The sequence below is a fragment of the Pseudarthrobacter sp. BRE9 genome (assembly GCF_031844305.1).
GTDB lineage: Bacteria > Actinomycetota > Actinomycetes > Actinomycetales > Micrococcaceae > Arthrobacter.
Genome location: NZ_JAUZUY010000001.1, coordinates 951,514 through 978,230 on the forward strand (window position 1 = coordinate 951,514; position 26,717 = coordinate 978,230).

The 26,717-nt window shown below is 65.6% G+C and carries 21 protein-coding genes and 1 pseudogene; 5 read left to right on the forward strand and 17 right to left on the reverse strand.

The window, feature by feature from the left end; all coding sequences use genetic code 11:
- Positions 1-3: 3 nt before the first annotated feature.
- On the reverse strand, positions 4-1,170 hold the full coding sequence (rhaI, locus tag Q9R31_RS04490; protein WP_311261517.1) for an L-rhamnose isomerase: 1,167 nt from the start codon (positions 1,168-1,170) through the stop codon (positions 4-6).
- 118 nt (positions 1,171-1,288) lie between these two features.
- Positions 1,289-1,633 (reverse strand): L-rhamnose mutarotase, encoded by a 345-nt coding sequence (locus tag Q9R31_RS04495; RefSeq protein ID WP_311261518.1) that lies wholly within the window; start codon positions 1,631-1,633, stop codon positions 1,289-1,291.
- A gap of 149 nt (positions 1,634-1,782) precedes the next feature.
- Between Q9R31_RS04495 and Q9R31_RS04500 the strand changes: the two genes are divergently transcribed.
- The gene (locus Q9R31_RS04500; protein ID WP_311261519.1) at positions 1,783-2,805 is read left to right on the forward strand and encodes a LacI family DNA-binding transcriptional regulator; all 1,023 of its coding nucleotides are present in this window, start codon (positions 1,783-1,785) and stop codon (positions 2,803-2,805) included.
- Between the two features lie 17 nt (positions 2,806-2,822).
- On the opposite strand, the gene Q9R31_RS04505 is transcribed toward Q9R31_RS04500, so the two are convergent.
- The 7 genes from Q9R31_RS04505 to Q9R31_RS04535 all read right to left on the reverse strand — a co-directional run bounded on the left by Q9R31_RS04505 (position 2,823) and on the right by Q9R31_RS04535 (position 8,928).
- Positions 2,823-3,200 (reverse strand): STAS/SEC14 domain-containing protein, encoded by a 378-nt coding sequence (locus Q9R31_RS04505; RefSeq protein ID WP_311261520.1) that lies wholly within the window; start codon positions 3,198-3,200, stop codon positions 2,823-2,825.
- Positions 3,201-3,282: 82 nt separating this feature from the next.
- Positions 3,283-3,978: a DUF1961 family protein gene (locus Q9R31_RS04510; protein ID WP_311261521.1), complete on the reverse strand. Its 696-nt coding sequence runs from the start codon at positions 3,976-3,978 to the stop codon at positions 3,283-3,285.
- Positions 3,979-4,707, reverse strand: a complete 729-nt coding sequence (locus tag Q9R31_RS04515) for a rhamnogalacturonan acetylesterase (protein ID WP_311261522.1) — start codon at positions 4,705-4,707, stop codon at positions 3,979-3,981.
- Between the two features lie 20 nt (positions 4,708-4,727).
- Positions 4,728-5,600 carry a carbohydrate ABC transporter permease gene (locus tag Q9R31_RS04520; protein WP_311261523.1) on the reverse strand — a complete coding sequence of 291 codons (873 nt, stop codon included), beginning with the start codon at positions 5,598-5,600 and terminating at the stop codon, positions 4,728-4,730.
- Positions 5,600-6,574: an ABC transporter permease subunit gene (locus tag Q9R31_RS04525; protein WP_311261524.1), complete on the reverse strand. Its 975-nt coding sequence runs from the start codon at positions 6,572-6,574 to the stop codon at positions 5,600-5,602. Before Q9R31_RS04525 ends, Q9R31_RS04520 begins: the two co-directional genes overlap by 1 nt.
- Positions 6,575-8,104, reverse strand: coding sequence for an extracellular solute-binding protein (locus tag Q9R31_RS04530; RefSeq protein WP_311261525.1), 1,530 nt, complete (start codon positions 8,102-8,104; stop codon positions 6,575-6,577). It lies immediately after the preceding gene.
- Positions 8,105-8,259: 155 nt separating this feature from the next.
- Positions 8,260-8,928, reverse strand: a complete 669-nt coding sequence (locus Q9R31_RS04535; protein WP_311261526.1) for a DUF624 domain-containing protein — start codon at positions 8,926-8,928, stop codon at positions 8,260-8,262.
- A 173-nt stretch (positions 8,929-9,101) separates the two neighbouring features.
- Between Q9R31_RS04535 and Q9R31_RS04540 the strand changes: the two genes are divergently transcribed.
- Together Q9R31_RS04540 and Q9R31_RS04545 are read left to right on the forward strand one after the other, a co-directional pair.
- On the forward strand, positions 9,102-10,388 hold the full coding sequence (locus tag Q9R31_RS04540) for a Gfo/Idh/MocA family oxidoreductase (RefSeq protein ID WP_311261527.1): 1,287 nt from the start codon (positions 9,102-9,104) through the stop codon (positions 10,386-10,388).
- Positions 10,388-13,696, forward strand: a complete 3,309-nt coding sequence (locus Q9R31_RS04545) for a family 78 glycoside hydrolase catalytic domain (protein ID WP_311261528.1) — start codon at positions 10,388-10,390, stop codon at positions 13,694-13,696. The genes Q9R31_RS04540 and Q9R31_RS04545 overlap by 1 nt, the downstream gene beginning before the upstream one ends.
- Here Q9R31_RS04545 and Q9R31_RS04550 read toward each other — a convergent pair.
- The 5 genes from Q9R31_RS04550 to Q9R31_RS04570 form a co-directional block, all read right to left on the reverse strand.
- Positions 13,693-14,859, reverse strand: a complete 1,167-nt coding sequence (locus Q9R31_RS04550) for an MFS transporter (RefSeq protein ID WP_397428203.1) — start codon at positions 14,857-14,859, stop codon at positions 13,693-13,695. The genes Q9R31_RS04545 and Q9R31_RS04550 overlap by 4 nt on opposite strands.
- A gap of 107 nt (positions 14,860-14,966) precedes the next feature.
- Entirely contained in the window at positions 14,967-15,599 is a 633-nt protein-coding gene (locus Q9R31_RS04555) for a Poxvirus protein I5 (RefSeq protein WP_311261529.1), read from the reverse strand.
- 18 nt (positions 15,600-15,617) lie between these two features.
- Entirely contained in the window at positions 15,618-16,535 is a 918-nt protein-coding gene (locus Q9R31_RS04560) for a carbohydrate ABC transporter permease (protein ID WP_311261530.1), read from the reverse strand.
- Positions 16,532-17,485 (reverse strand): sugar ABC transporter permease, encoded by a 954-nt coding sequence (locus Q9R31_RS04565; RefSeq protein ID WP_311261531.1) that lies wholly within the window; start codon positions 17,483-17,485, stop codon positions 16,532-16,534. Before Q9R31_RS04565 ends, Q9R31_RS04560 begins: the two co-directional genes overlap by 4 nt.
- Before the next feature lie 50 nt (positions 17,486-17,535).
- Complete coding sequence (locus tag Q9R31_RS04570; protein WP_311261532.1) at positions 17,536-18,825, reverse strand: ABC transporter substrate-binding protein; 1,290 nt, start codon at positions 18,823-18,825, stop codon at positions 17,536-17,538.
- 176 nt (positions 18,826-19,001) lie between these two features.
- Between Q9R31_RS04570 and Q9R31_RS04575 the strand changes: the two genes are divergently transcribed.
- Together Q9R31_RS04575 and Q9R31_RS04580 are read left to right on the forward strand one after the other, a co-directional pair.
- Positions 19,002-21,017, forward strand: a complete 2,016-nt coding sequence (locus tag Q9R31_RS04575; protein WP_311261533.1) for a beta-galactosidase — start codon at positions 19,002-19,004, stop codon at positions 21,015-21,017.
- Positions 21,018-21,197: 180 nt separating this feature from the next.
- Positions 21,198-22,522, forward strand: a pseudogene (locus Q9R31_RS04580) (HNH endonuclease).
- Positions 22,523-22,697: 175 nt separating this feature from the next.
- Here the strand turns inward: Q9R31_RS04580 and Q9R31_RS04585 are convergent.
- The 3 genes from Q9R31_RS04585 to Q9R31_RS04595 all read right to left on the reverse strand — a co-directional run bounded on the left by Q9R31_RS04585 (position 22,698) and on the right by Q9R31_RS04595 (position 26,201).
- Complete coding sequence (locus Q9R31_RS04585) at positions 22,698-24,071, reverse strand: extracellular solute-binding protein (RefSeq protein WP_311261534.1); 1,374 nt, start codon at positions 24,069-24,071, stop codon at positions 22,698-22,700.
- A gap of 254 nt (positions 24,072-24,325) precedes the next feature.
- The gene (locus tag Q9R31_RS04590) at positions 24,326-25,267 is read right to left on the reverse strand and encodes a carbohydrate ABC transporter permease (RefSeq protein ID WP_311261535.1); all 942 of its coding nucleotides are present in this window, start codon (positions 25,265-25,267) and stop codon (positions 24,326-24,328) included.
- Positions 25,257-26,201, reverse strand: coding sequence for a sugar ABC transporter permease (locus Q9R31_RS04595; RefSeq protein ID WP_311261536.1), 945 nt, complete (start codon positions 26,199-26,201; stop codon positions 25,257-25,259). Before Q9R31_RS04595 ends, Q9R31_RS04590 begins: the two co-directional genes overlap by 11 nt.
- Positions 26,202-26,717: the final 516 nt, after the last annotated feature.

Here is a 26,717-nt window from a genome sequence, read left to right on the forward strand (position 1 = left end):
TGGTTAGGCGCCCCATCCGGCTTGCTGGCCGCCTACGCGGTCCTCGTTGATCTTCTTCTGGTAACCGCTGGCCTTGAACGCAGCCAGCGGGTCCGCGGGCAGCCCGCGGGATTCACGCCACTCGGCCAGGACGGGCCGGACGTCGGTGTAGAAGGCATCGTTGAAGATGCCGTTGGCAGCCAGGACATCACCGGCGCGCTGCGCTTCGGCCAGGGCTGCGGTGTCCACCATCAGGGCCCGGGCGGTCATTTCCTGGACATTCAGGACCGAGCGGATCTGGCCCGGAATCTTCTCCTCCAGGTTGTGGCACTGGTCCAGCATCAGGGCAACGCCCGAGTCCTTGCCGAAGCCGCCGCCGCGGATGACCTCGTGCATGATGCGGAAGAGCTGGAACGGATCGGCCGCACCCACAATGAGGTCGTCGTCGGCGTAGAAGCGCGAGTTGAAGTCGAAGGAACCCAGCTTGCCCAGGCGCAGCAGCTGCATCACGATGAACTCGATGTTGGTGCCCGGCGCGTGGTGGCCGGTGTCCAGGCAGACAAACGCCTTCTCCCCCAGGGCCAGGGTCTGGGCGTAGGAGGTGCCCCAGTCCGGAACATCGGTGTGGTAGAAAGCCGGCTCGAAGAACTTGTACTCAAGCACCAGGCGCTGCTCGTCACCCAGGGCCGCGTAGATCTCCTGCAGGGATTCGGCCAGCCGGTCCTGGCGTCCCCGGATGTCGTCCTGGCCGGGGTAGTTGGTGCCGTCGGCCAGCCAGATCTTCAGGTCCTTCGAGCCCGTGGCGTGCATGATCTCGATGCAGTCCAGGTGGTGGTCTACCGCCCGGCGGCGTACGGACTCGTTGGACGAGGTCAGCGAACCGAACTTGTACTCGTCATCCTGGAAGGTGTTGGAGTTGATGGTGCCCAGGCCCACGCCCAGGCCGGCCGCGTACTCCTTCAGGGCGGCGTAGTCGTCCACCTTGTCCCACGGGATGTGCAGGGCCACGGTGGGGGCCAGGCCGGTCAGCTCATGGACCTTGGCGGCGTCCGCCAGCTTCTCCTGCACGGTACGCGGAGTGCCGGGCGTGCCGAACACCTTGAACCGCGTGCCTGAATTTCCATAGGCCCACGAGGGGACCTCGATGGCAAGCTCTCCGAGCCTGCCCAGCGCCGTTGCTACGTCATTCATGATGGTGGTTTCTTTCCGGTGTTTGAGGGTCTGTCTGATGCGTTGTGGTTTTGCCCCGCTGCTGGAGCCGTGCTGGTGGCGCCCACCCGTTTCGGCGAGGGCTGCCTGCTTCTGCCGGTCAGCCTGCCGACGACTGTGCGGCCAACTGGCTGTCGAGGTTGAAGACTTCCTCAAGCACCTGGAACCCTTCGTCGGGCGCCTGGCCGGAATCTTCAAAAAGGGTTGCCATCTCCGCCTGCCAGCGGGCATTGACGTCCTTTAGGGCCATGCGGGCACGGACGGCGTCGAAGTCGTCGCACTCCACGTAGCCCACCAGGAGCCCGTCCTCCGCCAGGAAGAGGGAGTAGTTGTGCCATCCCGCTTCCTGCAGGGCGTGCAGCATCTCCGGCCACACCGCGGCATGCCGGCGACGGTACTCGTCAATCAGCGCCGGCTGGACGGAGGAACGGAAACACACCCTCATCGGAACCCCTTCAAACTTCACAACTTTTGAATCGTTTCATTGGTACGATTCAAAGTACTCTTGGACGTGAGCAGGTGTCAAGCAATGACAGAAACTTTTGATCCCGCGCACGGAACCGGCCGCAGCGGGCGTATCAGCACGGAGAATCGATGAACCGCACAGCCAGTATCAAGGACGTGGCCATCCACGCAAGCGTGGCCGTGGGGACTGTATCCAACGTCCTGAACTATCCGGACCGGGTCTCGGAGCGGACCAAGGAACGGGTCCTGCGCGCCATCGACGAACTGGGCTTTGTCCGCAACGACGCCGCCCGGCAACTCCGCGTGGGCCACAGCCGCACCATCGGGCTCATTGTCCTGGATGTCGGCAACCCATTCTTCACCTCCGTGGTCCGCGCCGCCGAGGACGCCGCGGCATTGCAGGGAAGCGCCGTCCTGCTGGGCGACAGCGGCCACAACGCCAGCCGCGAGGCCAACTACATCGACCTCTTCCAGGAGCAGCGCGTCCAGGGCCTGCTGATCTCGCCCGTGGGGGATATCGCGGACCGGCTGGACCTCCTCCGCGAGCGCGGCGTGCCCACGGTGCTGGTGGACCGGCTGGCTGACGAGGCTAAGTTCAGTTCAGTTGCGGTGGACGACGACGCCGGCGGGTACCTGGCCGCCCGGCACCTGCTGGACACCGGACGCCGTCGGCTCGCCTTTGTGGGCGGTCCCACCTCCATCCGGCAGGTGGCGGACCGCCTTCAAGGGGCCCGGCGTGCCGTTGAGGAGGAGCCGGACGCCGCGCTCGAGGTGCTGGACGCGGAGGGGCAGACGGTCCTGGCGGGCCGCAGCGTGGGCGACATGCTGGTCAAGCGGGGCCGGGCGGAGCTGCCGGACGGCATCTTTTGCGCCAACGACCTCTTGGCACTGGGCGTCATGCAGTCGCTCACCATGACGCACACGTTCCGGATTCCGGAGGATGTGGCACTGATTGGCTATGATGACATCGATTTCGCGGTGTCCGCCGTGGTGCCGCTGTCCTCCATCCGCCAGCCCACCGAACTGCTGGGCCGGACGGCAATCGAACTGCTGTCGGAGGAAGTGGAGTCCCAGAACCCCGTCCACCGGTCAGTGGTGTTCACGCCGGAGCTGGTGGTCCGGCAGAGCACGGCCACGCCCGCCGCGGGCTGATCGGGCCGTCGGCGGGGTCAGTTCCCGGACTCCTGCAGCCACTTCATGGACTCGGTCCTGGAGGTGAAAAAGCGGGTGGGGCAGGGCGGGACATGGACGCCCAGGAAGAAGTTCGCGAGGATCCGGTCCACCGGGCTGGCTCCAAGCAGGGCAATGCGGTTGGCCGCACACGGGATGGAGAACACTGACCGGGCCTGGATGCTGACATTCTCGGTGGTGGCCATGTCCACCAGCATCGGATAGTTGCCGTCCCCGGCGATCCGGTTCACCGCAGCCATCGCCGCCTGCGCGTCCTCCTTTTCGATCCGGACGTGAGGCTCCCAAATGAGGTGGATGACGCCGTCGCTCCCCAGCTCCACCGTGCCTTTGCCGCCGTCGACCGTTACGGGCTCCATGACGCCGCCTCCCTCCAGTGGGCAGTTCCTGAACCCCTCTATCTTGCCCCACCAAGGGGCCGCGCAGGCGCACGCCGCTCCCTCACGTCCGCCATTGCGTCTTCGCTGATAGCTTCTCCACCACCAGGTTCCGGTAGGCAGCCCGGAGCGGGGCCATCTGGCGGAAGCCGATCCGGCCGCCGGCCAGTACGTGGCCCGAGGCATCCTGCCACTCAAAGAGGAGGAGTCCGTTGATGGAAAATGCCACCCGCGGCCCGTCCTTCACCACTTCCAGCCGGTAGAAGCCGCCGGCGTCCTCCGTGGGCGGCAATGGGTCCGCGCCCTGTGCCACCAGTTCAAAGCCGGCGCTCTTGCGCAGGTTGCAGGTACGGAAGGCGCGCTCGGATGGGTACTTGTGCCGGAAATAGGACACGTGCAGGGCGTCGATGTCGCCTGAGTGGTACTGCGGATAGAAGCCTGTCCGTGGAGCGAGGGCGGGGCTGAAGAGGTCCAGCCCGCGGTGTCCGGCGGCTGCAAAGAACAGCATGGCCAGGCCGGGCTCCGCGAGCGGCAGGAAGTCCCAGCTGATGCGGATGCCGTCCGGGAACTCCTGGGGGCACCAGAACGTCCAATGGGCGTGGTCGCCGAACTCCTGGTCGTCCAGTGCGCCGGACAGTTCCAGGGTTCCTTCGTGGCTTCCCATCCTCAGCGGCCCTTCGGCCACCCATCCGGCCACGTCTTCCGGTCCTGCCAGCGCGTTGCTGTAGATGACGCCCGTCTCCAGGCCTGGGGCGCCCACCTAGCCGCGTCCCGCCGTCGTACTTAACTCTTTGGTGCTGGGTTCTCTGGTGCCGGCCGGCCCGTATCCCAGGGCGCCAAGCTGCCGGGCCACTTCGCCCGCCACCAACGCGGCGCCGTGCTGGGAAAAATGCGTGTCGTCGGCCAGGCCATCGGGCCAATGGGCGTGCTGCCCGGCCGCGAAGTGGCAAAAGAGGTCCCGGGATCTGTCCGGCCCCAGCCGGAGGTACAGGCGCCGGGTCCAGGCGTTCAGGTCCACGACGGAGACGGCCAACTCCTGGCCGAGTTCGCGGACCACCTCCGGATAGTCCTCCAGGCTCTCTTCAAGGACAGCGTCCGACGCCGGGACATTGTTTGGGTGCCTGCCGTCCAGGAAGTGCCGCCGCTCAACAGAGGTGCAGAGTACCGGCACGGCGCCGGAAGCCTGCACCTCCCCCACCATGGTGCGCAGGTTCGCCGCGTACCCGGTGCGGGCAGCGAGGTGGTGCTTCTTCTGGTCGTTGTGGCCGAACTGGACCAGCACCAGGTCGCCGGCGCCTGCTTCGGCGAGCAGGTCCGCCCACAGCCCCTCATCGCGGAAGGATTCCGTGCTCGCCCCGCCCTTGGCGAAGTTGTGCACCGCGCCCCACCCATTGGTGAGCGGTGCGAGGTGTGCGCCCCAACCGCTCATGGGGAACTCCTGCGGAGGGCAGTTGGCCACGGTGGAGTCTCCGGCCAGCAGGATCTTCATGGTGTCCTTTCTCCTGGTACTCAGCCCTTGACGGAACCGATGAGCATGCCTTTGGCGAAGTGCTTCTGCAGGAAGGGATAGAAAATGAGGATGGGCAGGGTGGCCACCACGATCACGGCGAACTTGATGCCCTGTTCGGGCGGGATGTAGTTGGGGTCGACGTTTCCGGTGCCCAGCAGGTCCGAGGCGGCGGTGACCTGGCGGAGGTACATCTGCAGGGTCCATTTGGAGTTGTCGCTGAGGTAGAGCAGGGGCGACATGAAGTCATTCCAGATGCCCACGGCGTAGAACAGCGCGAACGTTGCCAGGACAGGCTTGGACAGCGGCAGCAGGATCCGCCAGAGGATCCCGATCTCGGTGGCGCCGTCCATCTTGGCCGATTCCTCCAGCTCCTGCGGGAGTTCCTGGAAGAAGTTCTTGATGATGATCAGGCTGAACGGGTTGATGGCCGCGGGCAGGATCAGCGCCCAGTAGGTGTTGAGCAGGCCCAGGTCCTTGACCAGGAGGAAGGTGGGGATCATGCCGCCGGAGAACACCATGGCGAAGACCACCAGGGAAAGGATGACGTTCCTGCCCCGCAGGGTCTTCTTGGCCAGCGGGTAGGCCATGGTCACGGTGAAGGCCAGCTGGACCAGGGTGCCCACCGCGGTGACCAGGATGGTGGTCACCAGCGCGCGGACGAACGCCGGGGTCGCGAAGATGTATTCGTAGGCGCCCAGGGTGAACTGTTCCGGCCAGACGAAGAACGCCCGGCGGGTAATCTCCGCTTCAGTGGCGAAGGACCCGGCGAAGACGTAAACGAACGGCAGCAGCGTGATGATGCCGATCAGGCTCAGGAAGACGTAGTTGACGGCGTCGAAGATCCGGCCGCCGCGGGTGTTGTGAATCTTCATTAGAACAGTCCGCTCTGGTTGAATCGCTTGGCCAGCCAGTTGGTGCCGAAGATCAGCACGATGCCCACCAGGGATTTGAACAGGCCCACCGCTGTGGAGTAGCTGTAGGCGCCTTGGGTGATGCCCACGAAATAGACGTAGGTGTCAAAGACGTCCGCCACTTCCCGGTTCAGGGCGTTGGTCATCAGGTAGATCTGTTCGAAGCCCGTGTTGAGCATCTGCCCGATGGCAAGGATCAGCATGACGATGATCGTGGACCGGATCGCGGGAAGGGTGATATGCCAGACCCGGCGGAACCGGCCGGCGCCGTCGATGATTGCCGCCTCATACTGGTCCTGGTCCACGGTGGACAGCGCGGCCAGGAAGATGATGGTGCCCCAGCCGGTGTTCTTCCAGATTTCCTGCAGCACGATCAGGGGCCGGAACCAGGCGGGGTCGGACAGGAAATCGATGTTGGTGCCCATGGCGTTGTTCAGGAGCTGGAACAGCGGGCCTATATCCAGGGCGAACAGCAGGAAGCTCAGCGAGGCCACGATGGTCCAGGACAGGAAGTGCGGGATGTACACCAGCGTCTGGACCGTGCGCTTGAGGATGGACAGCCGGACCTCGTTCAGCAGCAGCGCAAGGACGATGGTCAGCGGGAAAGCCACACCCAGGTTCAGGAAGGCCAAAATCAGGGTGTTGCCCAGCAGCCGGGGAAAGTCGGGGTTGGCGAAGAAGTCCTCGAAATTGCGGAATCCGACCCAGGGGCTGCCGTTCACCCCAAGGAACGGCACGTAATCCTTGAATGCGATGGACACCCCGTACATGGGGGCGTAGCGGAACACCGCGAAATACACCACGCCGGGCAGGAGCAGCAGGTACAGCCACTTGTAGTGCGCGAAATGGACGGAGAACCTTCCCCCGGTCCGGGGAGCGGGCGCGTTCTTGCCCACCCGCTCCCCGGCGAGGGTGTCAATGACAGGGGCTGCCATTTACTTGTTTTCCTGCCAGAGCTTGTTGATCTCTTCCTTGACCTTGTTGCCGCCGCTGGTGCCCCACAGCTTGATGGCGTCCTTGAGGCCCTGCTCGTCGATCTGGCCGGCCAGGTATTTGATCCGGGCATCAGCCACGATGTTGTCCAGCTGCGCGCCCTTGGCCACGTATGTTTCAGAGACGTAGGGTGCGGCCGGGTTGTAGACGGCGCCCTTGAGGTCCGCCGCCATCACTTCGGTTCGCTTGTCGAAGACCTGCTGCTCGTAGTCGGAGGCCTGTTTGACGGGGTAGAACTCGTTTCCGGCAACATTCATGCCCAGCTGGGCGTAGCTCTTGATGTCGGTGGTGACGGCCTTGCCTTCCGGGGTCTCCGGCTTGATGGTGGCCGCCTTGCCGTCCTCCACCCTGAAGTTCACGCCCTCGATGCCGTTGTTCAGCAGGACGGCCACGTCCTTGCTGTTCATGGTGTTCAGGAATTCCAGGACCTTGTCCAGCTCGGCCTCGCTCTTGACGCTGGCCTTGGGAATGGCCAGGAACCCGGAGTAGCCGTCGGTGGGGTGCGCGTGCAGTTCGCCGTCGGGTCCTTTGAGGTTACCCACGAAGCCCACCTTGTTCTGGAAGTTGTTGGGGTCCGCCTGCTTGAACAGTGTGATGAGGACGCTCACCCGGGAGTCGACGTCGACAATAATGCCGCCCTTGCCGTTGAAGAACGGCTCGTTCCATTTGGTGCTGTCAAAGGTGGCGAAGTCCGGGTTGATGAGTTTTTCGTCCACCATCTTCTTGATGAACCGGTCCGCTTCGAGGAATTCGTCAGTTTCGAAGCTGGGGATGAGTTTCCCGTCCCGCTCCGTCCAGCGGTTCCCGGCGCCGTACCACTCCTCGATCAGGTCGTAGGGGCTGTTGGTGCCCAGCGCACCCCACTTGGGGATGGTGATGCCGTAGGTGTCGTTCTGGCCGTTGCCGTCCGGATCCTGTTCCGTGAAGGCCTTGGCCACCTTGTACAGGTCCTCGGTGGTCTTGGGCGCCTGCAGCCCCAGCTTGTCCAGCCAGTCCTGCCGGAACATGACGGCCGCCCGCATGGGGGCGCGGCCGCGGAACACGCCGTAGACCTTGCCGTTGACGCTGGCGTTCTTCTGGATGTCCGGGAAGGTTGTCTTGAGGTTGGGGTACTTGTCCAGCTTGTCGGTGAGGTCCCAGAACGCGCCGGCCTGGGCGTTCTTCACGAATCCGGGCGTCTTCCCCTGGATCACCATGACCTGCGGAATGTCCGAGGACGCCAGGGTGATGTTGGTCTTGTCCTCGTAGGAGGCGTTGGGGGCCCAGTTGATCTTGACCTGTTTGCCGGTCAGCTCTTCCAGCTTCTTCTGGACTGCGCCGTCCGCCGCGGGCGGCTGCGCCTCAAGGAACGGGGCCATGATGGACACGGAGGTGAGGTCCGCCGCGGGAGTGCCGCCCCCGCTGCAGGCGGAGAGGGTCAGGGCCGTAGCGGTGACGACGGCGGCGGCCAGGGAAAGTTTCCTGCGGATCATATTTTTTCCATTTCCACTTCGTTGGGGTACTTGGGGCTGGTCGGCCCACGGATTGATACGTTTCATTTACTACGGCGGCCAGGCGCCCGGGTCATTCAGGTGACTGGACAGGGCCAAACCACCGGGACTCGGGGCGGGATGCCCGCTGACGGCAGTCAGGCGGTGGAAGCCCCCTGGAGGGCGGGGTGCATGGCGGGTTCCGCCGCCGCAGCGACCGATTCGTCATTGGCGGTGAAGAAGCGGTCGCACAGCCAGCCGGTGAGGTAAAGCCAGGCTCCGATACTGAAGAACGGGATCAGGCCCGGCAGGCAGCTGCTGGCGTAAAGCACCGCCGCGGAGACAAAGAGCAGGATCACCGTCCCCGCAAGGTGCCGCACCGCGAACCGGGAGGACATCGGCAGGTACTGCGGGACGGGGAGCTCATAGCGTGCGTACATGGGAAAGAGGTAGCAGGCGGCGCCGGCCAGGAAGATCGCCGCCAGGAAGATGCCGGCAGCCATGAGCTGCGGGAAGAGCCCGGAGCCATGGGAGAAGTAGTTCCAGTTCAGGACAAGTGCGGCGGCAACGGCCACGACCGGCAGCGAAAGCATGTTTGCCTTGAGGAAGTTCCTGAAGTACGCGGCGGGGAAGCTGCGCAGCAGCGGAGCGGCGTCACCCGCGGCCCGCTTGCGCACAGCAATCTGGGCGGCAGCGGTGGCCGGCCCTGCGCCAAAGACGCCAAGACCCAAAAGGGTAAAAACAATCCACAGCAGGTTCAGACCCGCTATCCAGAGGAGCGTGTCAAAAAAAGAGTAGGCACGCGCACTGAAGGTTCCGGACAGCATGGCAGGGCTCCCTTCTGTTCTCCATCGTTGCAGAGGCGAAGCGGAAAGGTGTCCCGCATCACGCTGGTAATCGGTTTCTCGAAAATCTAGACCTCCTTCCACTCGATGGTCAAGCTCAATTTTGAATCGTTACACAGCTGGACGGGGCAGGCCTGCATGCCGCACACTGGTTGATGGAAAGCGCTTGCTGGAACGATGCCGGCGCCATGACGCTGGTGCCCGCAATGCTGGTGCCCGGGCAGAACGGAGAACCATTGGGAACGGCAACGGAAGCCGCCGGCAGCGACGCCGGAACAGCCGCCATGCCCTCGGCACGGGTGGCGCTGGTGGGAGTCCACGGCTTTGGCACGCACCACCTCCGCAACCTGGAGCGCCTGCAGGCGGCAGGCAGCGTTGAACTCGTTGCCGTAGCCGACCCGCAGGCTCCGGCACCCGGTGCCGTCCCGCCGTCGGCCGCTGTTTACCCGGGACTCGACGACCTCCTGAGGAACACCCCGGACCTGGACCTCGTCATTGTGGCCACACCCATCCAGACCCACGCCCCGCTGGCCCTGGCCGCCCTCGCTACGGACGCAGAGCTGTACCTGGAGAAGCCCCCCGTCGCTTCCCTGGCGGACTTCAACCGGCTCTGCGCGGCGGCCTCAGGCTCCGGCCACGGGGTACAAATCGGCTTCCAGAGCCTCGGCTCGCACGCCCTGCAGGCCATCGAAGAACTGCTGGCCGCCGGCACCATCGGAACCCTGGAAGGCATCTCCGCCACCGGGCGCTGGGTGCGGGACAGGGCCTACTACAAACGTTCCCGCTGGGCCGGAAAGCGGAGCATCAACGGGGTGGACGTCGTGGACGGTGTTGCCACGAATCCGCTGGCGCACGCCGTGGCAACTGCCCTGCGGATTGCCGGGGCGCGCACCACCACGGACGTTGCTTCCGTGGAGACCGAGCTGTACCGCGCCAATGACATCGAATCCGACGACACCTCGGTCATCCGGATCCGCACCGCGGCCGGACTGCCCATCACGTGCGCCCTGACCATCTGCGCGTCGGAGTCCGTGGAGCCCTATGTAACCCTGCAGGGCTCGGCCGGCACCGCGGTGTTCCACTACACGGAGGACCGGCTCACCATTGAGACGGCGTCCGGGTGCACGGAGGAAACCTACGGCCGTGACGACCTGACGGAGAACCTCCTGGCCCACCGTGCCCATGGCGTTCCGCTCACCAGCAGCCTGGTGGACAGCGGAGCCTTCATGCTGGTTCTGGAGGCGGTCCGGACAGCACCGCTTCCGGCTTTCATCGATCCCGCGCATGTCCGGTGGGAAGGCGAAGGCGACGCAGCGCACGCCGTAGTGGCCGGCATCGAGGAAGCCCTGGAGCGCGCGGGCCGGCAGCATGCCACCTTCAGCGAACTGGGCCTGCCCTGGGCTGCCGCTGAACCGGCGGTCTTCGAGCTGCCGGCCTCCTGATGGGACTGCAGGAAACGGAAGCCGGGCAACTCCATGCAGCCAACCTCCTGACGGACGGGCTTGCGCCCTGCCTGACCGCTGCCCCCTCCCCTCGATTCAGCTGGCAACTGGGGCAGGACGACGACGGCGATCCCGCCCTTGCGCGGCAAACCGGTTACGAGCTTGAGGTCCAGGACGCCCAGGGAACGGTTCAGTGGACGTCGGGACCTGTGGCGTCCTCCTGCCAGCGCGGCATTCGCTACGGCGGTTCCCCGCTGGACGACGACGACGACTACGCCTGGCGCGTCCGCATCCGCGACGCAGCCGGAGTCCCCGGTTCCTGGTCAGCCCTGCAGCCCTTCAGCACCGGCCTGACGGACAGTTCCTGGCGGGCCGACTGGATGGGCCGTACGCCGGGTGGACGCGCCCCGCTGGAATTCCTCGACAACGCGCTCCGGGTGGCCGGGTCCCCCTTCCTGTCTGTCCCCTGCCCCGCCCTCCGCAGCTTCCGGCTTAAGGCCCGGCTTCGCCCCGTGATGGGCCGCGCCGGTCTGCTCCTGCGCAGCACCGGACCCGGAACCGGCCTGCTGCTGGAACTGGGCGCTGACGGACATGTATCCCTCCGCCGCGCCCCCGCCTGGGAGATTCCGGCCCCCGTCGCTCCTGAAACTCCGGTACTGGCCAGCGCCCACGCCGCCAAGGACGCCGCGAACGGTCCGTGGTGGGACCTTACCGTCAGCGATGACGGCAGGACCATCCGCGTCGCCGTAGACGGTGCGGAACTGCTGGCGGTTGACGAGCCGAATGAACTATCGGTTGAACTACCGGCTGATGGAGGCAGCCTGGGAAGGCTCGCCCTGCACCAGGGCCCGCGGAGCCAGGCCGAGTACGCCTCGCTGCGCGTCACCCGCACGACTCCCGGGACGGCCGGCGAACGGGAAGACCTCCTGCTGGACCACCGCTTCGATGCCGGGAGTGGCCAAGCCCTTGCCTGCCTGGCGCACTGGCCCCGGACCACGGCACACCGCCAGCCTGATGAATGGACCCTGTTCCGGACCAGCATGAAGCTCACCGGGACCGTCCGGCGCGCCCGCCTCTACGCCGCAGCCCACCACCACGCCCAGCTCTCCGTAGCGGGGAAACACTGCCTCAGCACCACCTCGTTTGGTTACCCCGGCGAAGGCTATTACGACGCCGCCGACCTTACGGAGGTCCTGGCCGGACACCCGGCGGACACGCCCCTGCCGGTGACCGCCCTGCTCCACTGGTACGGCCCGGGCCAGGGCCGTGCTGCCGGCATTCCCGGCCTCCTGGTCCGGCTCACGGTGGACTACGACGACGGACGCCGGGAGGTCCTTACGTCCGGCCCGGGCTGGACGGCCGGCGAAGCGCCGTACCGCCAGTCGGGCTACCGCAACGATGAGGGCGATCCCGTCGAACACCTGGACGGGGAGGCTGCGGCGTCCCTTGACGCGGCCGTTGACCTGCCCGCCGCCGTCCTCTCCGGCAGCCACCCGTCGTCGGACTTCCCCCGGCTGCACCCCCGCAGGACCTTCCTTGCCGGCCGGTTCGTGGCGCCGCGGCGGTTCCTGACCGCCGGCGACGGCACCATGGTGGCGGACTTCGGCCAGGTCATCCCGGCGCGGCCCGAAATTGATTTCCTGGACGGGGTGCCCGGGCGCACCGTGCTGCTCCGGGCCGGCTACGTGCTGCGCCCCGATGGCAGGGTGGACGCCGGAAAGACCGCCAGCCAGAACACCGACATGTCCTTCCCCTACACCCAGGCCGCCGGACCGCAGCAGTACCGGGCAACGGTGCATCTGGGCTTCCGGTACCTGGAGCTCCCCGGCGTGGATTCTGCGGAGGTCTCGCGCGTTGGCGCCGCCACCGTCCACGCCAGCCACCCCGGCGAGGGCAGTTTCAGCAGCTCGGACCCGGTTTTGGACTCCGTGTTCGGGCTGCTCCGCGATTCCGCGCTGTATGGCGTCCAGGAACAGTTCGTGGATACTCCCACCCGGGAAAAGGGCCAGTTCCTGGCCGACGCCGCGAACATTTCCTATGCCACCATGGCGCTGTTCGGCGAACACGCCTACACGGCGCAGGCGCTGCGGGAGTTCGCCTGGTCTGCCCGCCGCTACTGGCGTGACGGGGAGGAGAAGGGGCGCTACAACGCCGTCTATCCCAACGGTGACGGCAAGCGCGACATCCCCGATTTCTCCCTGATGCTGCCGGAGTGGGCGGAGGAGTACCACCTGCGCACGGGGGATCTTGCCCTGGTCCGGGAGCTGCTGCCGCAGCTGCGCGCCACGGCTGACTACGCCCTGCGCCACATTCCCGCGGAGGGCCCGACGGCGGGACTGGTCACCAGGCTGGGCGGCGGCTCCGGCCCCTACCTGCACGGCATCGTGGACTGGCCCGCACCCGGCCGGTTCGGCTACGACATGGCGTGCGCCGCCAAGACCACCGTCAACGCGCAGGCCTACTCGGCGCTGGTGTCCACGGCCCGGCTCTGCGGCGCGGCAGGTGACGAGGACGCGGCGGCCCGCTACGCCGCCGCCGCCCGGACCCTGGCAGCTGCCATCCGCACGCGTTTGCGGGTCGGCGGGATCACGGTGGACGGGCTCCACGCGGACGGGACACCCAGCTCCCACGCCTCCCAGCACGCCACCTCCTTCCCGCTCTCGCTGGGCATCACTGAGCCTGCGTGCGCGGCGTCGGATGCCGCCCGGATCGCCGGCATGGGCATGCGGCAGGGGCCCATGACCGTGCACCGGCTGGTCCGCGCGCTGGTCTCCCAAGACCGCACCGACGCAGTCCTGGACCTCCTCACCCGCAAGGACCAGCCGGGGTGGGCGCGGCTTCTGGATCGTGGCGCCACCTTTACCTGGGAGGCATGGGATCTTGCGGACGGCAGCGACTACAGCCAGTCGCACGCCTGGTCCGCATCAGTCCTCAAGGAGATCCTGGAGCACCTGCTCGGAGTCCGCTTCAACGTGCCCGGCGGCAATGAGGTGTTGATTGCGCCGCCGCTGTGCCGGCTGGAGCATGCCCGCGGCAGCGTCCCGGTGGGCAACGGGTATGTGCACGCCGGGTGGCACCGGCGCGGCGGATTGGTGGAGCTGGAGTGCACCATTCCGCCCGGGGTTACGGCCACCGTCCGGCTGCCCGCTGGCAGTTACGGGGTCAAGGGGCCCGGGGTCAAGGGGCCCGGTGTCAAGGGGCACGGCGCGGATGCCGCCGTCGCGCGTTCCGCTGGTGACAAGGAGGCGCACCACGCCGCGCGCGACTTCCGGGTCCATACCGGAACCTGGACCTTCACGCCCGCCTAAACAGCCGCCGGCGCAGAAACCCGCCGCCCGTGCCGCCACAGCAGCAGGCCCACCACGGCAGCGGAAAGCATGCCCAGGCCGCCCGTCACCACCAGGCCGGTCCGGACGCCGAACTGTTCGGTCAGCCAGCCCGCCAGGAGGCCGCCGCACGCATGCCCGCCCAGCAGGAGCGGAAGGTACAGCGCCATGACGCGGCCGCGGATGGCGGGTCCGGCCTCAAGCTGGACCGCGGTGGCGGCGCTGGTCAGGAACAGGAGCGTCATGATGCCCACCACCACCAGCATGGCCACAAACAGCACAAGGTTGGGCATGAGGGCGGCCACCAGCTGGGACAATCCGAAGAAGCCTGCCGCAGCCACGATGCCGCGGCGGCCCATGTTCCCCAGACGGGCCGCCAGCAGGGCACCTGCCAGCGCACCAAGAGCACTGACGGTGTTGAACAGCCCAAAGCCTTCCACGCCGTTGTGCCACACCCGTTCGGCGAAGGCGGCGAGGACCACGGGCCCGTTCATGCCGAAGGCACCCAGCAGGCCGGCCAGCAGGATGAGGAGGAGCAGCCGCGGCCGTTCCCGCACGTACCGGAAGCCCGCAAGGACCTGCCCGCGTCCCCGCTCAGCCGGGATACCGGGGTGCAGCTCCTGGCTGCGGATGGCGGCGATGAGGGCCAGCACCAGTACGCCGATCAGCGCGTTGGAGGCGAAGGCGGCTGCAGGCCCGGCTTGTGCGATCAGGACGCCGCCCAGTGCCGGCCCGGCCATGGCCCCCAGCTGGGACAGCGCGTTGTTGAGTCCGATGGCGGGCCGCAGGCCGGCGTCGCCCACCACTTCGTTGACGAAGACCTGCCGGGTGGGCTGGTCCACCGCTGCGGTGATGCCCAGGGCAATGCAGCTGGTGTAGACAACCCACACGGTGATGGTGCCGCTCGCGGCCCATGCGGCCAGCCCCACAGCGAGCAGCACAATGACCGACTGGCACACCATCATGATCCGGCGCTTCGGGAAGATGTCCACCAACAATCCGGCGAGCGGCCCCACCACCAGCATGGGCAGGAATTGGAGGGCGACGGCGGCGCCCACCGCGGCGGGGCTTCCGGTCAGCTGCAGCACCAGCCAGTCCTGGGCCAGGCGCTGCATCCACACACCAAGGCTGCCGGCCAGCTGCATGGCCAGGAAGAGCCGGTAGTTGTGCTGCTTTAAGGGGTGGTACCAGCGGGGCTGGCTGATCCGGGGACGGACGGCCGGGGCGGGACGGGTGCGGCGGGGAGGCACAGTCAGTTGCGGTGGCCGTGGGAGCGCAGCTTCACTGCGGCCGCGGCCAGGATCAGGGTGCCGGGAACCACCACGAAAAGCGCGGCGAGCATCCAGACGAACACTACGGCGCAGAACAGCGCGGCAGCGAGCAGCAGGGAACCGGTCCAGTCGCGCAGCGAGATTGCCTGGCCGGCCTGGAGGGCCCGGCGCCACGCCTCCGTCCCTGAGGTGCCGGGGGCGGAAAAATCGGACCACGCGGATGCCGTGCGCAGCAGCAGGATGGCTGCAGCGGCGGCAAGCAACAGGGTGGCGGGCAGCACCACGCCGCGGCCCGGCAGCTGCCCCACCCATGCGAGCAGCAGGTTGAGGACAACCACGACGGCGGTTGCCGCCGTGGTGATCCCCAGTTTCCAGCTGCCGGGAAGGACTGCCTTGAACAGGCCCCACAGGCCGCGGACGGAATCGTCCCTGCCGTTCAGGTGCCGCTCGAGGTGGGCCGTGCCGGCCGCGTAGGCGGCGGGGATGGTGACCAGCGGGATGGACAGCACCAGCACCAGCACCCCCGCCAGGAGGGTTTCGGAGAACAGGGCGAACCGGTTCACCGGGATGGGCTCGTGGCTGGATGCGGGTGTGGTGCTGTCCATGACGCTCATTTTCTGTCTCGCCTTCCGCTAGCCCTTGAGGCCCTGGGTGGAGACGCCTTCAACAATGTACCGCTGGAAGATCAGGAAGAAGATCAGCACCGGCAGCAGGGCCAGGACGGACATGGCGATCATGGCGCCGTAGTCCGAGGACTGGGTTTGGTCCACGAAGAGCCGCAGTGCCAGCGGCAGCGGGTACTTGTCCGGGGTGTTCAGGTACAGCAGCGGGCCCAGGAAGTCGTTCCAGCTCCAGATGAAGGAGAAGATCGACGTGGAGATCAGGGCCGGCTTCATCAGCGGCAGCATGATGGAACCGAAAATCCGGACATGTCCGGCGCCGTCGATCCTGGCCGCCTCGTCCAGTTCGGCGGGCAGGCCGCGCATGAACTGGACCATGAGGAAGACGAAGAACGCGTCCGCGGCCAGGAACTTGCCGATCAGCAGCGGCACATAGGTGTCCACCAGGCCCAGCTGCTGGAACACGATGTACTGCGGGATGATCACTACGTGGAACGGCAGCAGCAGCGTTGCGATCATCATGCCGAAGAAGATGCTGCGGCCGGGGAAGTTGATCCGGGCGAAGGCGTATGCCGAGACACTCGCGGACAGGACAGTCCCCACCACCGCGCCGATGGCAAGGATCAGCGAGTTGGTGAAGAACTGCAGGGTGGACACCCCGCCGATCCCGTCCATGGCCGTGACGAAGTTGTCGAAGCTGAAGTTGTTTGACCACAGCGACGTGTTCTGGCCGCCGATTTCCGAGTTGGGCTTGAAGGACGACGCGATCATCCACAGGCCGGGGTAGAGCACGATGGCGGTGAGGGCGAGGGCCACGATGTGGAAGATGACGCTCTTGGCCCGCTTGGCTCCGGTGGATTCGGATTTCGGATTGTAGGCCGGGGCGGTGGCGCCGGAAGTGGACTGGGTGGGGGTTGCCATGGTTGTCATCGTGAATCACCGCTGTAGTGGACCCAGGACTTGGACGTGCGGAAGAAGATCAGCGTGATGATGCCGACCACGATGACCAGCAGCCAGGCCATGGCCGAGGCGTAGCCCATCCGGAAATCGCTGAAGCCCCGCAGGTACAGGTACAGGGTGTAGAAGAGGGTGGAGCCGGCCGGGCCGCCTTCACCGTTGGAAATGATGTAGGCCGACGCGAAGATCTGGAACGCGTGGATGGTTTCCATCAGCAGGTTGAAGAAGATCACCGGGGAAAGCATGGGCCAGGTGATGTTGAAGAACTTGCGCACCGGGCCGGCGCCGTCCATCGAGGCTGCCTCGTACAGCTCACCGGGGATCTGCTTGAGGCCGGCCAGGAAGATCACCATCGGGGCGCCGAACTGCCACACCGTCAGCAGGATGAACATGGGCATGGTCATGGCGGGGTTGCCCACCCAGCCGCCCAGGTTGATTCCGAAGAAGGACAGGCCCTGGTCCACCGGGCCGGAATCACCGAACATGGCCTTCCAGACGATGGCGATGGAGACCGAGGCACCGATCAGGGACGGGGCGTAGAAGGCGGAGCGGTAGAAGCCCTGGCCGCGGCGCTTGCTGTTCAGCAGCATGGCCACCGCCAGCGCCGCGGCGAGCTTCAGCGGCGTGCCGAAGACCACGTAGCCCACGGTCACGCCCACCGACTGCAGGAAGCGCTCGTCCTGGAACAGGGAGGTGTAATTGTCCAGGCCAATCCACTTGGGCGGCTCGAAAAGGTTGTAGTTGGTGAAGGACAGGTAGAGCGAGGAGATCATCGGCCCAACCGTGAGGGCAATGAATCCCAGCAGCCAGGGCAGCAGGAAGGTGTAGCCGGCACGGGCGTCCGTGCCCCGCTGCCGCGACTTGCGCGGCAGCGGGGAAGCGGACGACGCCGAACGCCTGCTCAGAGTTGGGCTTTGAGTCACGAGTTCATTCCGTCAGTCGTCGAACCTGGATGGGAGGGCATGGCGCCTGGTCAGCCGTTCTGCTTGATGAGGTCTTCGGCTTCCTTGAACCAGGCGTCGGTTGCACCATCGATGGTGAGCTTGCCGTAGTTCAGGTCCGAGGCGATGCGCTTGAAGGAGGCTTCGAGGGTGCCGAAACCGACGATGGGCGGCTCGGGGGCGTCCTTGAGGTACTTCTCGATGGACTTCTCGTAATCCACCACCAGCTTGTCCGTGCCTTCGAACGTGGTGCCGTCACGCTGGGTCTTGGAGGCGGGGACACCGCGGGAGGTCTTGAAGATCTGGCCCACCTCGGGGTCGTTGACCATGAAGTCGATGAACCGGGCGGCTGCGTCCTTGAATTTGGTCTTGGCGCTGGCCACCATAAGCATGGAGGGCTTGAGGAACAGGCCCAGGTTGTCCGGGTCGTCCGAGGGAACCGGGACGAGCTTGAGTTCCTTGGCGCCGCTGTCCCCCAGGTAGCCGGCCATGAAGTTGTCCCAGGTGACTTCGGTGGCGGTGGCGTTGGACCCGAACGGTGACTTCGGCGCCAGCTGCGTCACGCGGTCCTCGGGGATGATGGCGCCCGTGCCGCGCAGGTTCGCGGTCTGGTTCCACCACTTCTTCAGGTCGTCCTTGCTGAAGCCCAGCTTGCCCTCGGAGGTGAAGGCCTGGATCTTGTTCTGCCGCAGCCAGATGTTGAACATCCACCAGACGCCCGTGTAGTCGGTGCCGCCGTAGAGGGCGCCGTTGCTCTTGGTGCCCACCTGGGTCAGGAAGTCGTTGAATTCCTTGTAGGTCCACTTGCCTGTCGGCTCGGCGACGCCCAGGGATGCCAGCTTGGCGGGGTCGTAGTAGACGGCGAAGGCGTTGGTGCTGGTGGGGATGCCGTAGGTCTTGCCCTTGATCTGGCCCGACGGCAGGAGGGACTTTTCAAAAGCGGACGTGTCGATCTTGACCGTGCTGAGGTCCAGGAGCTGGTTGCGCTGGCCGTAGTCGCGCAGGTAGGACAGGTCCCACTGCATGACGTCCGGAAGCCCGCCGCCGGCAGCCTCGGTGGCGCGCTTCTGCCAGTAGCCGGCGAAGTCGGTGAAATTGCCGTTGACCTTGATGTCCGGGTTCTTCGACTCGAAGAGGGCGATGGCCTTGCGGGTGCGCTCGGCGCGGTCGTCGTTGCCCCACCAGGTGTAGTTGATGGTGACGGGCTTATCAGCGGATCCAGTCTGGCCGGAAGAGCTGGATCCGTTCGCGCACGCCGACAGCGCTGCGGCAGATGCGGTGCCGATGGCCACGGTAGTGAGGAAATGCCTTCTGTTGATCACGGGGAGCCTCCTTGCTCGATGAGTGTTTTGCCTTTTCTCGGCCTACAACGCGAGTAGTGAGCTGGCTTACACGGCTTCTGAAACGATACAATATCCGCATTCCCAGAATTGGGCAAGCGTTTTCCAAAGGTCTGATGTCAGATCGAGTTTCCGCCCCAAACAGACAAAGGAGTCCCATGACAGAGCAGGAAAGCACCGGACCGTCGAGCATCTGGAACAACGTCGGGGGCATCGGTTTCGGTGGCGACTACAACCCCGAGCAGTGGCCTGCCGGCGTCCGGCTTGAGGACCTGGAGCTCATGCAGGAGGCGGGGGTGAACTTCCTGAGCGTGGGGATCTTCTCCTGGGCCCTGCTGGAACCCGCCGAAGGGCGGTACGAGTTCGGCTGGCTGGACGAGGTGATGGACAACCTCGCCGGCATCGGCGTGAAGGTCGCCCTGGCCACCGCCACCGCCGCTCCCCCCGCCTGGTTGGTCCGCAAGCATCCGGAAATCCTGCCGGTGACGGCTGACGGAACCGTGCTGGGACCGGGGTCACGGCGGCACTACACGCCGTCGTCGGCCGTTTACCGCCGCTATGCCACCGGGATCACGCGCGCACTCGCCGAACGGTACAAGGACCACCCGGCCCTGGCGCTCTGGCACGTGGACAACGAGCTGGGCTGCCACGTCTCCGAGTTCTACGGAGACGAGGACGCCGCCGCCTTCCGCGCCTGGCTGGAGCGCCGGTACGGGAGCATCGATGCGCTCAATGCCTCCTGGGGCACTGCTTTCTGGTCCCAGAACTACGGCTCCTTTGATGAAATCCTGCCGCCCGCCGTCGCGCCGTCCACCCTGAACCCGGGCCAGCAGCTGGACTTCCAGCGGTTCAACTCCTGGGCCCTGATGGACTACTACCGCGGGCTGGTTGCCGTCCTGCGCGAGGTGACCCCTGACATCCCCTGCACCACCAACCTGATGGCGTCGAGCGCCACCAAGTCCATGGACTACTTCGACTGGGCCAAGGACCTGGACGTCATCGCCAATGACCACTACCTGGTGGCCGCCGATCCCGAACGCCAGATCGAACTCGCGTTCAGCGCGGACCTCACCCGGGGGATTGCGGGCGGCGACCCGTGGATCCTGATGGAACATTCGACGTCGGCCGTCAACTGGCAGCCGCGCAACCAGCCCAAGATGCCGGGCGAGATGCTGCGCAATTCTCTGGCACACGTGGCCCGCGGGGCAGATGCCGTGATGTTCTTCCAGTGGCGGCAGAGCTTTGCCGGGTCTGAGAAGTTCCACTCGGCCATGGTGCCGCACGGCGGACGGGACACGCGCGTGTGGCGTGAGGTGGTGGAGCTCGGCGCTGCGCTGAAACGGCTTGAGCCCGTGCGTGGTTCGAGGGTCCAGTCGCGCGCCGCGATTGTCTTTGACTACGAGGCGTGGTGGGCCGCCGAGATCGATTCCAAGCCGAGCATCGACGTGAAGTACCTGAACCTTCTGCGGGCCTTCCACCGCGCACTGTTCCTCCGCGGGATTTCCGTTGACCTGGTTCATCCTTCTGCTTCACTGGCGGGGTACGACCTGGTCCTGGTGTGCACCCTGTATGCCGTGTCGGATGACAACGCCGCCAACATCGCGGGCGCGGCAGCTGCCGGAGCGACCGTGCTTATCAGCTACTTCAGCGGGATCGTGGACATGCAGGACCACGTGCGGCTGGGCGGCTACCCCGGCGCTTTCCGTGAGCTCCTGGGCGTGCGGGTGGAGGAGTTGCATCCCCTCCTTGCCGGTTCCCAACTGAAGCTGAGCGACGGCACCCTGGCTTCGATCTGGAGCGAGCACGTCCACCTGGCCGGCGCCGAGGCCGTGCAGGCCTTTACCGGGTACCCGCTGGAGGGCGTCCCCTCCCTCACGCGCAGGAGCGTGGGTACAGGGGCGGCCTGGTACCTGGCCACCTTCCCCGATCCGGACGGGATTGAGGCTGTCCTGGACAAACTGCTGGCCGAGTCCGGCGTCTCCCCCGCTGCCGCAGCCGATCCCGGCGTGGAGCTTGTGCGCCGGTTTTCCTCCGACGGGCAGAGCTACCTGTTCGCGATCAACCACACCCCTTCGGATGCTTCGGTGTCGGCCACCGGCACGGACCTGCTGACCGGTGGGAAATTCTCCGGCACTGTTCCGGCCGGGGGTGTTGCGGTGGTCGCCGAAGGGTAAGCAACGGCGTCTGGACAGCCTACGACGGCGGCGCCTCCTTGGCGCCGGCGTTTGGCTTTGCGCCGGATGGCTTGGGGACGCCGCCTATCCGTTTTCCATACGGGACGGGCGCGCTTCCCGTTTTCCACATGGGGCTTTTGGGCGGCGGTGGTTGTCACACCCTGGTGGAAGACTTTAGTTATGGAAGCGGTTGTGGGGACGGCAGCGGTACTGGGGGCAGAGCCTCAGGGGCCATTGGCTGCCGGTCCGCCGCTATCCACGGTTGTTGTTCCGGCCGCCACGGATGCGCTTCCGTTCCCGCCTGCTGCGCCGTCGATTGCTGATGTGCTGGCCCTGCTGCGTTCCGTTCCGCTGGCTGCCGATGGTGCGGGGCTGATCGATCAGATGCGCGGGCTGGAGGATCTGAAGTGCCTGGCCGGTGCCCGGCAGGCCGATACCGCGGTGGCTTTCGATCTCTCCCAACGGCGGGAACAGGCCGCCGCCGGGGTCCCGGCCGATGAACAGGGCACCGCGGTCGGGGCGCAGATCGCGCTAGCCCGGCGGGAGTCCCCGTCCAAAGGGTTCGCGGCTGCTGGGCCTGGCCAAAACCCTTACCGGGATGCCGCACACGTTCACCGCGTTCAGAAGTGGATTGTTGAATGAGTGGCGGGTGACGCTGATGGTGAAGGAAACCATCTGCCTCACTCCCGAGGACCGGGCGGGGGTGGATACGCGGCCCTCACCCGCGACGCCGACAGTCTCCGGACCAGCGGTGATGAGAGGTCGCGGGGGCAGGTCATGGCCGACACTCTCGTCGAACGCGTCACCGGCACCCCCGGCGGGATCAGCGGGGTTCAGATCCAGCTCGTCATGACCGACCGCACCTTCCTCCAGGCCGATGCCGAGCCCGCAAGGCTCCCCGGCTACGGCATCACCCCCGCAGCCTGGGCCAGGGACACCGCCCTCAGCAACCCGGCTGCCAGCGGCATCGACGGCGTCGCCGGCCAACGAGACCTGGAGGTCTGGGTCCGCCGGCTCTACACCGCTCCGGCTACCGGGGAGCTGGTGGCAATGGACTCCAAGGCCCGGCTCTTCCCGGCCGGGCTGAAACGCTTCCTCCAAATCCGCGACGATACTTGCCGGACCCCGTACTGTGACGCCCCCCCGATCCGGCACCACGACCACATCATCCCGTGGCACGATGACGGGTCCACGAGCACCGGTAACGGGCAGGGCCTCTGCGAAACCTGCAACCACACCAAAGAAACACCGGCTGGACCGCAAAACCCGTCCCCGGCCCAAGGCACACGGTAGCGACCACCACCCCAACCGGCCATACCTACCCCTCCACTGCACCACCACTACCCGGAACATCCTGCGTACCTCCGGAAAAGCGGCTCGGGCCAGCCGAGTTGACCCATGCAGTCCATGCAGTCCCTGCGCAGAGAAGGGCATTTCCACCACGCAACCATGGGCCAGGAGGAAGCCTTCAGCGGCCAGGATCAAGGGAAAGCGGCGTTCCTTAGCGGCGAATCCGGAACATGCAAGAGCGGCTGTCTCTATGCGCCGGTGCAGCTTAAACAGCTCCGCCCCGGAAGGAACCATTGGTTCCTTCCGGGGCAGGACTGCCACCCGCCGTCGGACGTCTGCGAGGAGGAGGCACCTGGCAGACTTTCCGGAGCCGTGTTGGCGGGGTGAGGACTATTTGCTGATAGCGGACTTCATCTCATCGGTCGCCTTCTTACCCGCGTCCTCTGGAGAGAGCCGTTCGAACAGGACTTCGGAGGTGTACCGCTTGATGATCTCCTGGATCGCTCCTGCACCCTTCGGCGGCGGTGCCGGGGCCTCGCCGAGTTCGTCCTTGATCTGGTCGATGAACTTGACCACCTTGACGTCGGCCGGGGTCAGCTTGGGCTGGATCGCAGCCCGGACCTCGGAGTTGGGGTAGACACCGCGGTCAGCCAGGAGCGCCTCGCCGGCTTTAACGTTGTTGGTCAGGAAGTTGATGAACTTGGCCGTTTCCTGCGGGTGCTTGGTGCGCGAGGAGGCGGACCAGAACTGCGACGCCTTGTACCAGAGGCCTGCATCGGCGGCGGAGCCGGTCTTGGTGGGGAACCGCAGGATCTTAAGGTCCCCGCCGCTTGCCTTTTCCAGAGCGGGAGCCTGGTTGGACCACCAGAAGGCCATGCCGTTCTTGCCGGTCGCCAGCCCACTCTGGTCAAGCGGAGCAGCCTCGGCTTCCACCACCTCGGATGCGGAGGGCACTGCCTTCTTCTGGCTCAGCTGTTTCAGGAAGGCCCACCAGTCGGCGATGTCGCCCGGCTCGAAGCCCAGCTTGCCGTCGGAGGTATAGAGCGATTTGCCGTTCTGCCGGAGCCAGACTCCCAGGGAAGCCTCATCGGTTCCATAGGCAGCGGCGCCATAGGTTCCCTTGGGCGACTTGGCGGTGATCTCGGCGGCGATGCGGCCAAAGTCGTCCCACGTCCACTTGGTGTCGTCCGGGAGGGGAACCCCGGCAGCCTGGAAAACGGCGGGGTTGGCCAGGATGGTGGCAGCGTTGATGCCTGCGGCGATCCCCGTCAGTCCCTTCTCGCTCTTTCCGGCGTTCAGTGCCGCCTCGTCCAGTTTGGAGGTGTCGATGTCGTACTTGGACAGGTCAAGAAGGGCGCCGCGGCTGGAGTATTCCGTAATGTACTTCTCGTCCATCTGGATGATGTCCGGGGCATCGTTGGCCGCCACCTGCGTGGCCAGCTTGTCCCAGTAACCGCTCCAGTCACCAAACTCGGGCTTGACCTTGATCTTGGGATTTTCGGCTTCGAACTGCTTGATGGCCTCCTGGGTCAACTGGGCACGCTTGTCGCCGCCCCACCAGGAGAAGCGAAGCTCGACGGTGCCATCCGCGCTCTGCGGGGCGGCTCCCCCGCCGCACGCACTAAGGGCCATCACGGCGGCGACTGCGGCGGCAACCGCGCCGGCTTTACGGGTTCGGCCAACACGGGGTGGGTGGCTGGCGTCTGATGTGGGTGCCCCTGCACGCTGCTTGGCAGCGGACGCAGGACGGGGAAAAAGCGGCACTGTGTACTCCGATCTTCTTTGATCCAGGTGCGGTGTTGTGGGGGATGTTGCTGCCGGCCGGCAGCAGGACTGCGCGAGGCCGGTTCCGTGAAAGCGCTTTCTGGTCCTAATACTACAAGTCAGGAACTTGTATTACAAGACGATGCTGCGGTGAGAAGTGAGCGACCGGTTCACCCGCGGACCCACGAACGGCCCGTCACTGGGACGGGCCGTTCGGGTACGGGGTTTGCGCTCCGGCCTCTGCCAATACCGGTTTACTTGATCCCGGTGGTGGCGATGCCCTTGATGAGGAACCGTTGGCCGAAGAGGAACACCAGGAAGACGGGCAGCAGGGACACGATGGACATGGCGAACAGGGAGCCCCAGCTCGTGGCCGACTGCGAATCCACAAACGCCCGCAGCGCCACCGGAACGGTGAACATGTCCGGGTCCGTGAGGTAGATCAGGGCTCCGAAGAAGTCGTTCCAGGTCCAGATAAAGGTGAAGATGGTGGTGGTGGCCAGCGCCGGCACCATCAGCGGCAGGATGACCCGCAGGAAGATCCGCGGATGGCCGGCGCCGTCGATCCGCGCCGCCTCATCAAGTTCGCGAGGGATGCCGCGGATGAACTGCACCATGAGGAACACGAAGAACGCGTCCGTGGCCAGCAGTTTGGGCACCAGCAGCGGCCAGAAGGTGTTCACCCAGCCGATCTGCGAGAACAGGATGTACTGCGGAACGATGACCACGTGGAACGGCAGCATGATGGTCAGCAGCATGATGCCGAAGAACAGCTTCTTGCCCGTGAACTGCAGCCGGGCGAAGGCGTAGGCAGCCATGGAGCAGGAAACCAGGTTCCCCAGGATGGAGCCGACCACCACGATGGCCGAGTTCAGCATGTAGTGGCCAAAGGGGTGCGTCAGCGCTGACCAGCCGGAGGTGTAGTTGCTCATTTCCAGGCTGTTGAGCCAGAGGCCGGGATCGCGGAAGATCAGCTCATTCGGACGCAGCGAGGACACCACCATCCACAGGAGCGGGTAGATCATCAGCCCGCCGGCCAGGATCAGGATGCCATGCTTCATGAGCGATTTGCCGCGCTGGGCCCGGCTGAAGGACAGCGTTCCCCGGGACTCGCGGACCCTGCGCTTGCGGTTCGTAGGCTTGCCGGCGCCCGCGGACTTCTCCGGGGTGGGCAGCGTCTCAAGCTTAGTCGTCATAGAAAACCCAATACTTAGAAGCGATGAAGTTGATGGCGGTGAACACGCCGATGATGAGCAGCAGCACCCAGGCCATGGCTGATGCGTAGCCCATGTCGAACTGGCCGAAGCCCTTTTGGTAGAGGTACAGCGTGAAGAACATGGTGGAGTCGGACGGGCCGCCGTTGCCGCCCGAGACGATGAACGCCTGGGTGAACGACTGGAAGGAACCGATGATCTGCAGCACCAGGTTGAAGAAGATGATGGGGCTCAGCATCGGCAGGGTGATCCGCCAGAACTGCTGGAGGGTGGTGGCGCCATCCACTTTGGCGGCCTCGTAGTACATGTTGGGGATCTGCCGCAGGCCTGCCAGGAAGATGATCATTGGGGCACCGAAAGTCCAGACGTGCAGCAGGATGATCGATCCCAGTGCGGTACTGGGGTCCGAGATCCACCCCGGGCCCTGGATGCCGAACATGGCCAGGACCTGGTTGACCAGGCCGGTGGTACCGAAGATCTGCTTCCACAGGATGGCAACGGCAACAGAGCCGCCCAGGAGGGACGGCAAGTAGAACACCGAACGGTAGAACGGAAGACCGCGAAGCCCCTTGTCCAGGACGAGCGCAATGAGCAGTGCCACCGCGAGCTGCAGCGGTACGCCGACAAAGACATAGGTGAACGTGACCCGCAGCGAGTTGTGCAGCCGGGCGTCACTGAGCATCCGGGTGAAGTTGTCCAACCCGGTCCATTCCGGCGGCTGGAGCAGGTTGTAGTCCGTAAAGGAAAGGTAGAGGGACATCAGCATGGGGCCGATGGTGATGGCCACCAGGCCAACCAGCCACGGCAGCAGGAAGATGTAGGCGGCCTTGTTGTCCCGCCTGTTCGCTTTCTTCTCCTCGGGGGTGGCTTTGCCCTTCCGCCGGGTGATGGAACTGAGTTCGCTGATGGCGCTCACAGGAGCTGCTCCGTTCGGAACGCCAGGCGCGCTGCGTCCGGCACCTGGGCCGGACGCTGCGTCCTGGAGCTGTGTTTTGCGGCCATGTGGTCTCCTTTGGTCATCGTGGCCTCCACGTTGCGGTCATCGCCAGGCGATGGGGATGGGCACCTCCGGTTCGGCCTGCTGCTGCTTTGCAGGGCTGCAGTGGTCCGGGGCCGGAGGGTGTTGTTGAATTGCGGCTCCGTACCAAAGTAAACGGTTTCTTGACTCCTGTATAGCCCTTTGTTAGTTTTTGAGAAAACGCTTTCTCTTACCCCTGCCACCCCACCGTCACCAACAAGCCAAGGGGCACAAGCAATGAAGTTTTCCTGCTGGGACAAAGTGGCTACCCGGATGCGGGCGGAACCACGCCGGACGTCATTGCCATGAGCAGCGCCTACCCCCAGAGAGTATGCCAGCCGCGGCGTGTGGCAGCTGGACCTCGACAAGTTTTGAACCGTTACAACACGATGTACTCTTCGGAAAGATCTCCCG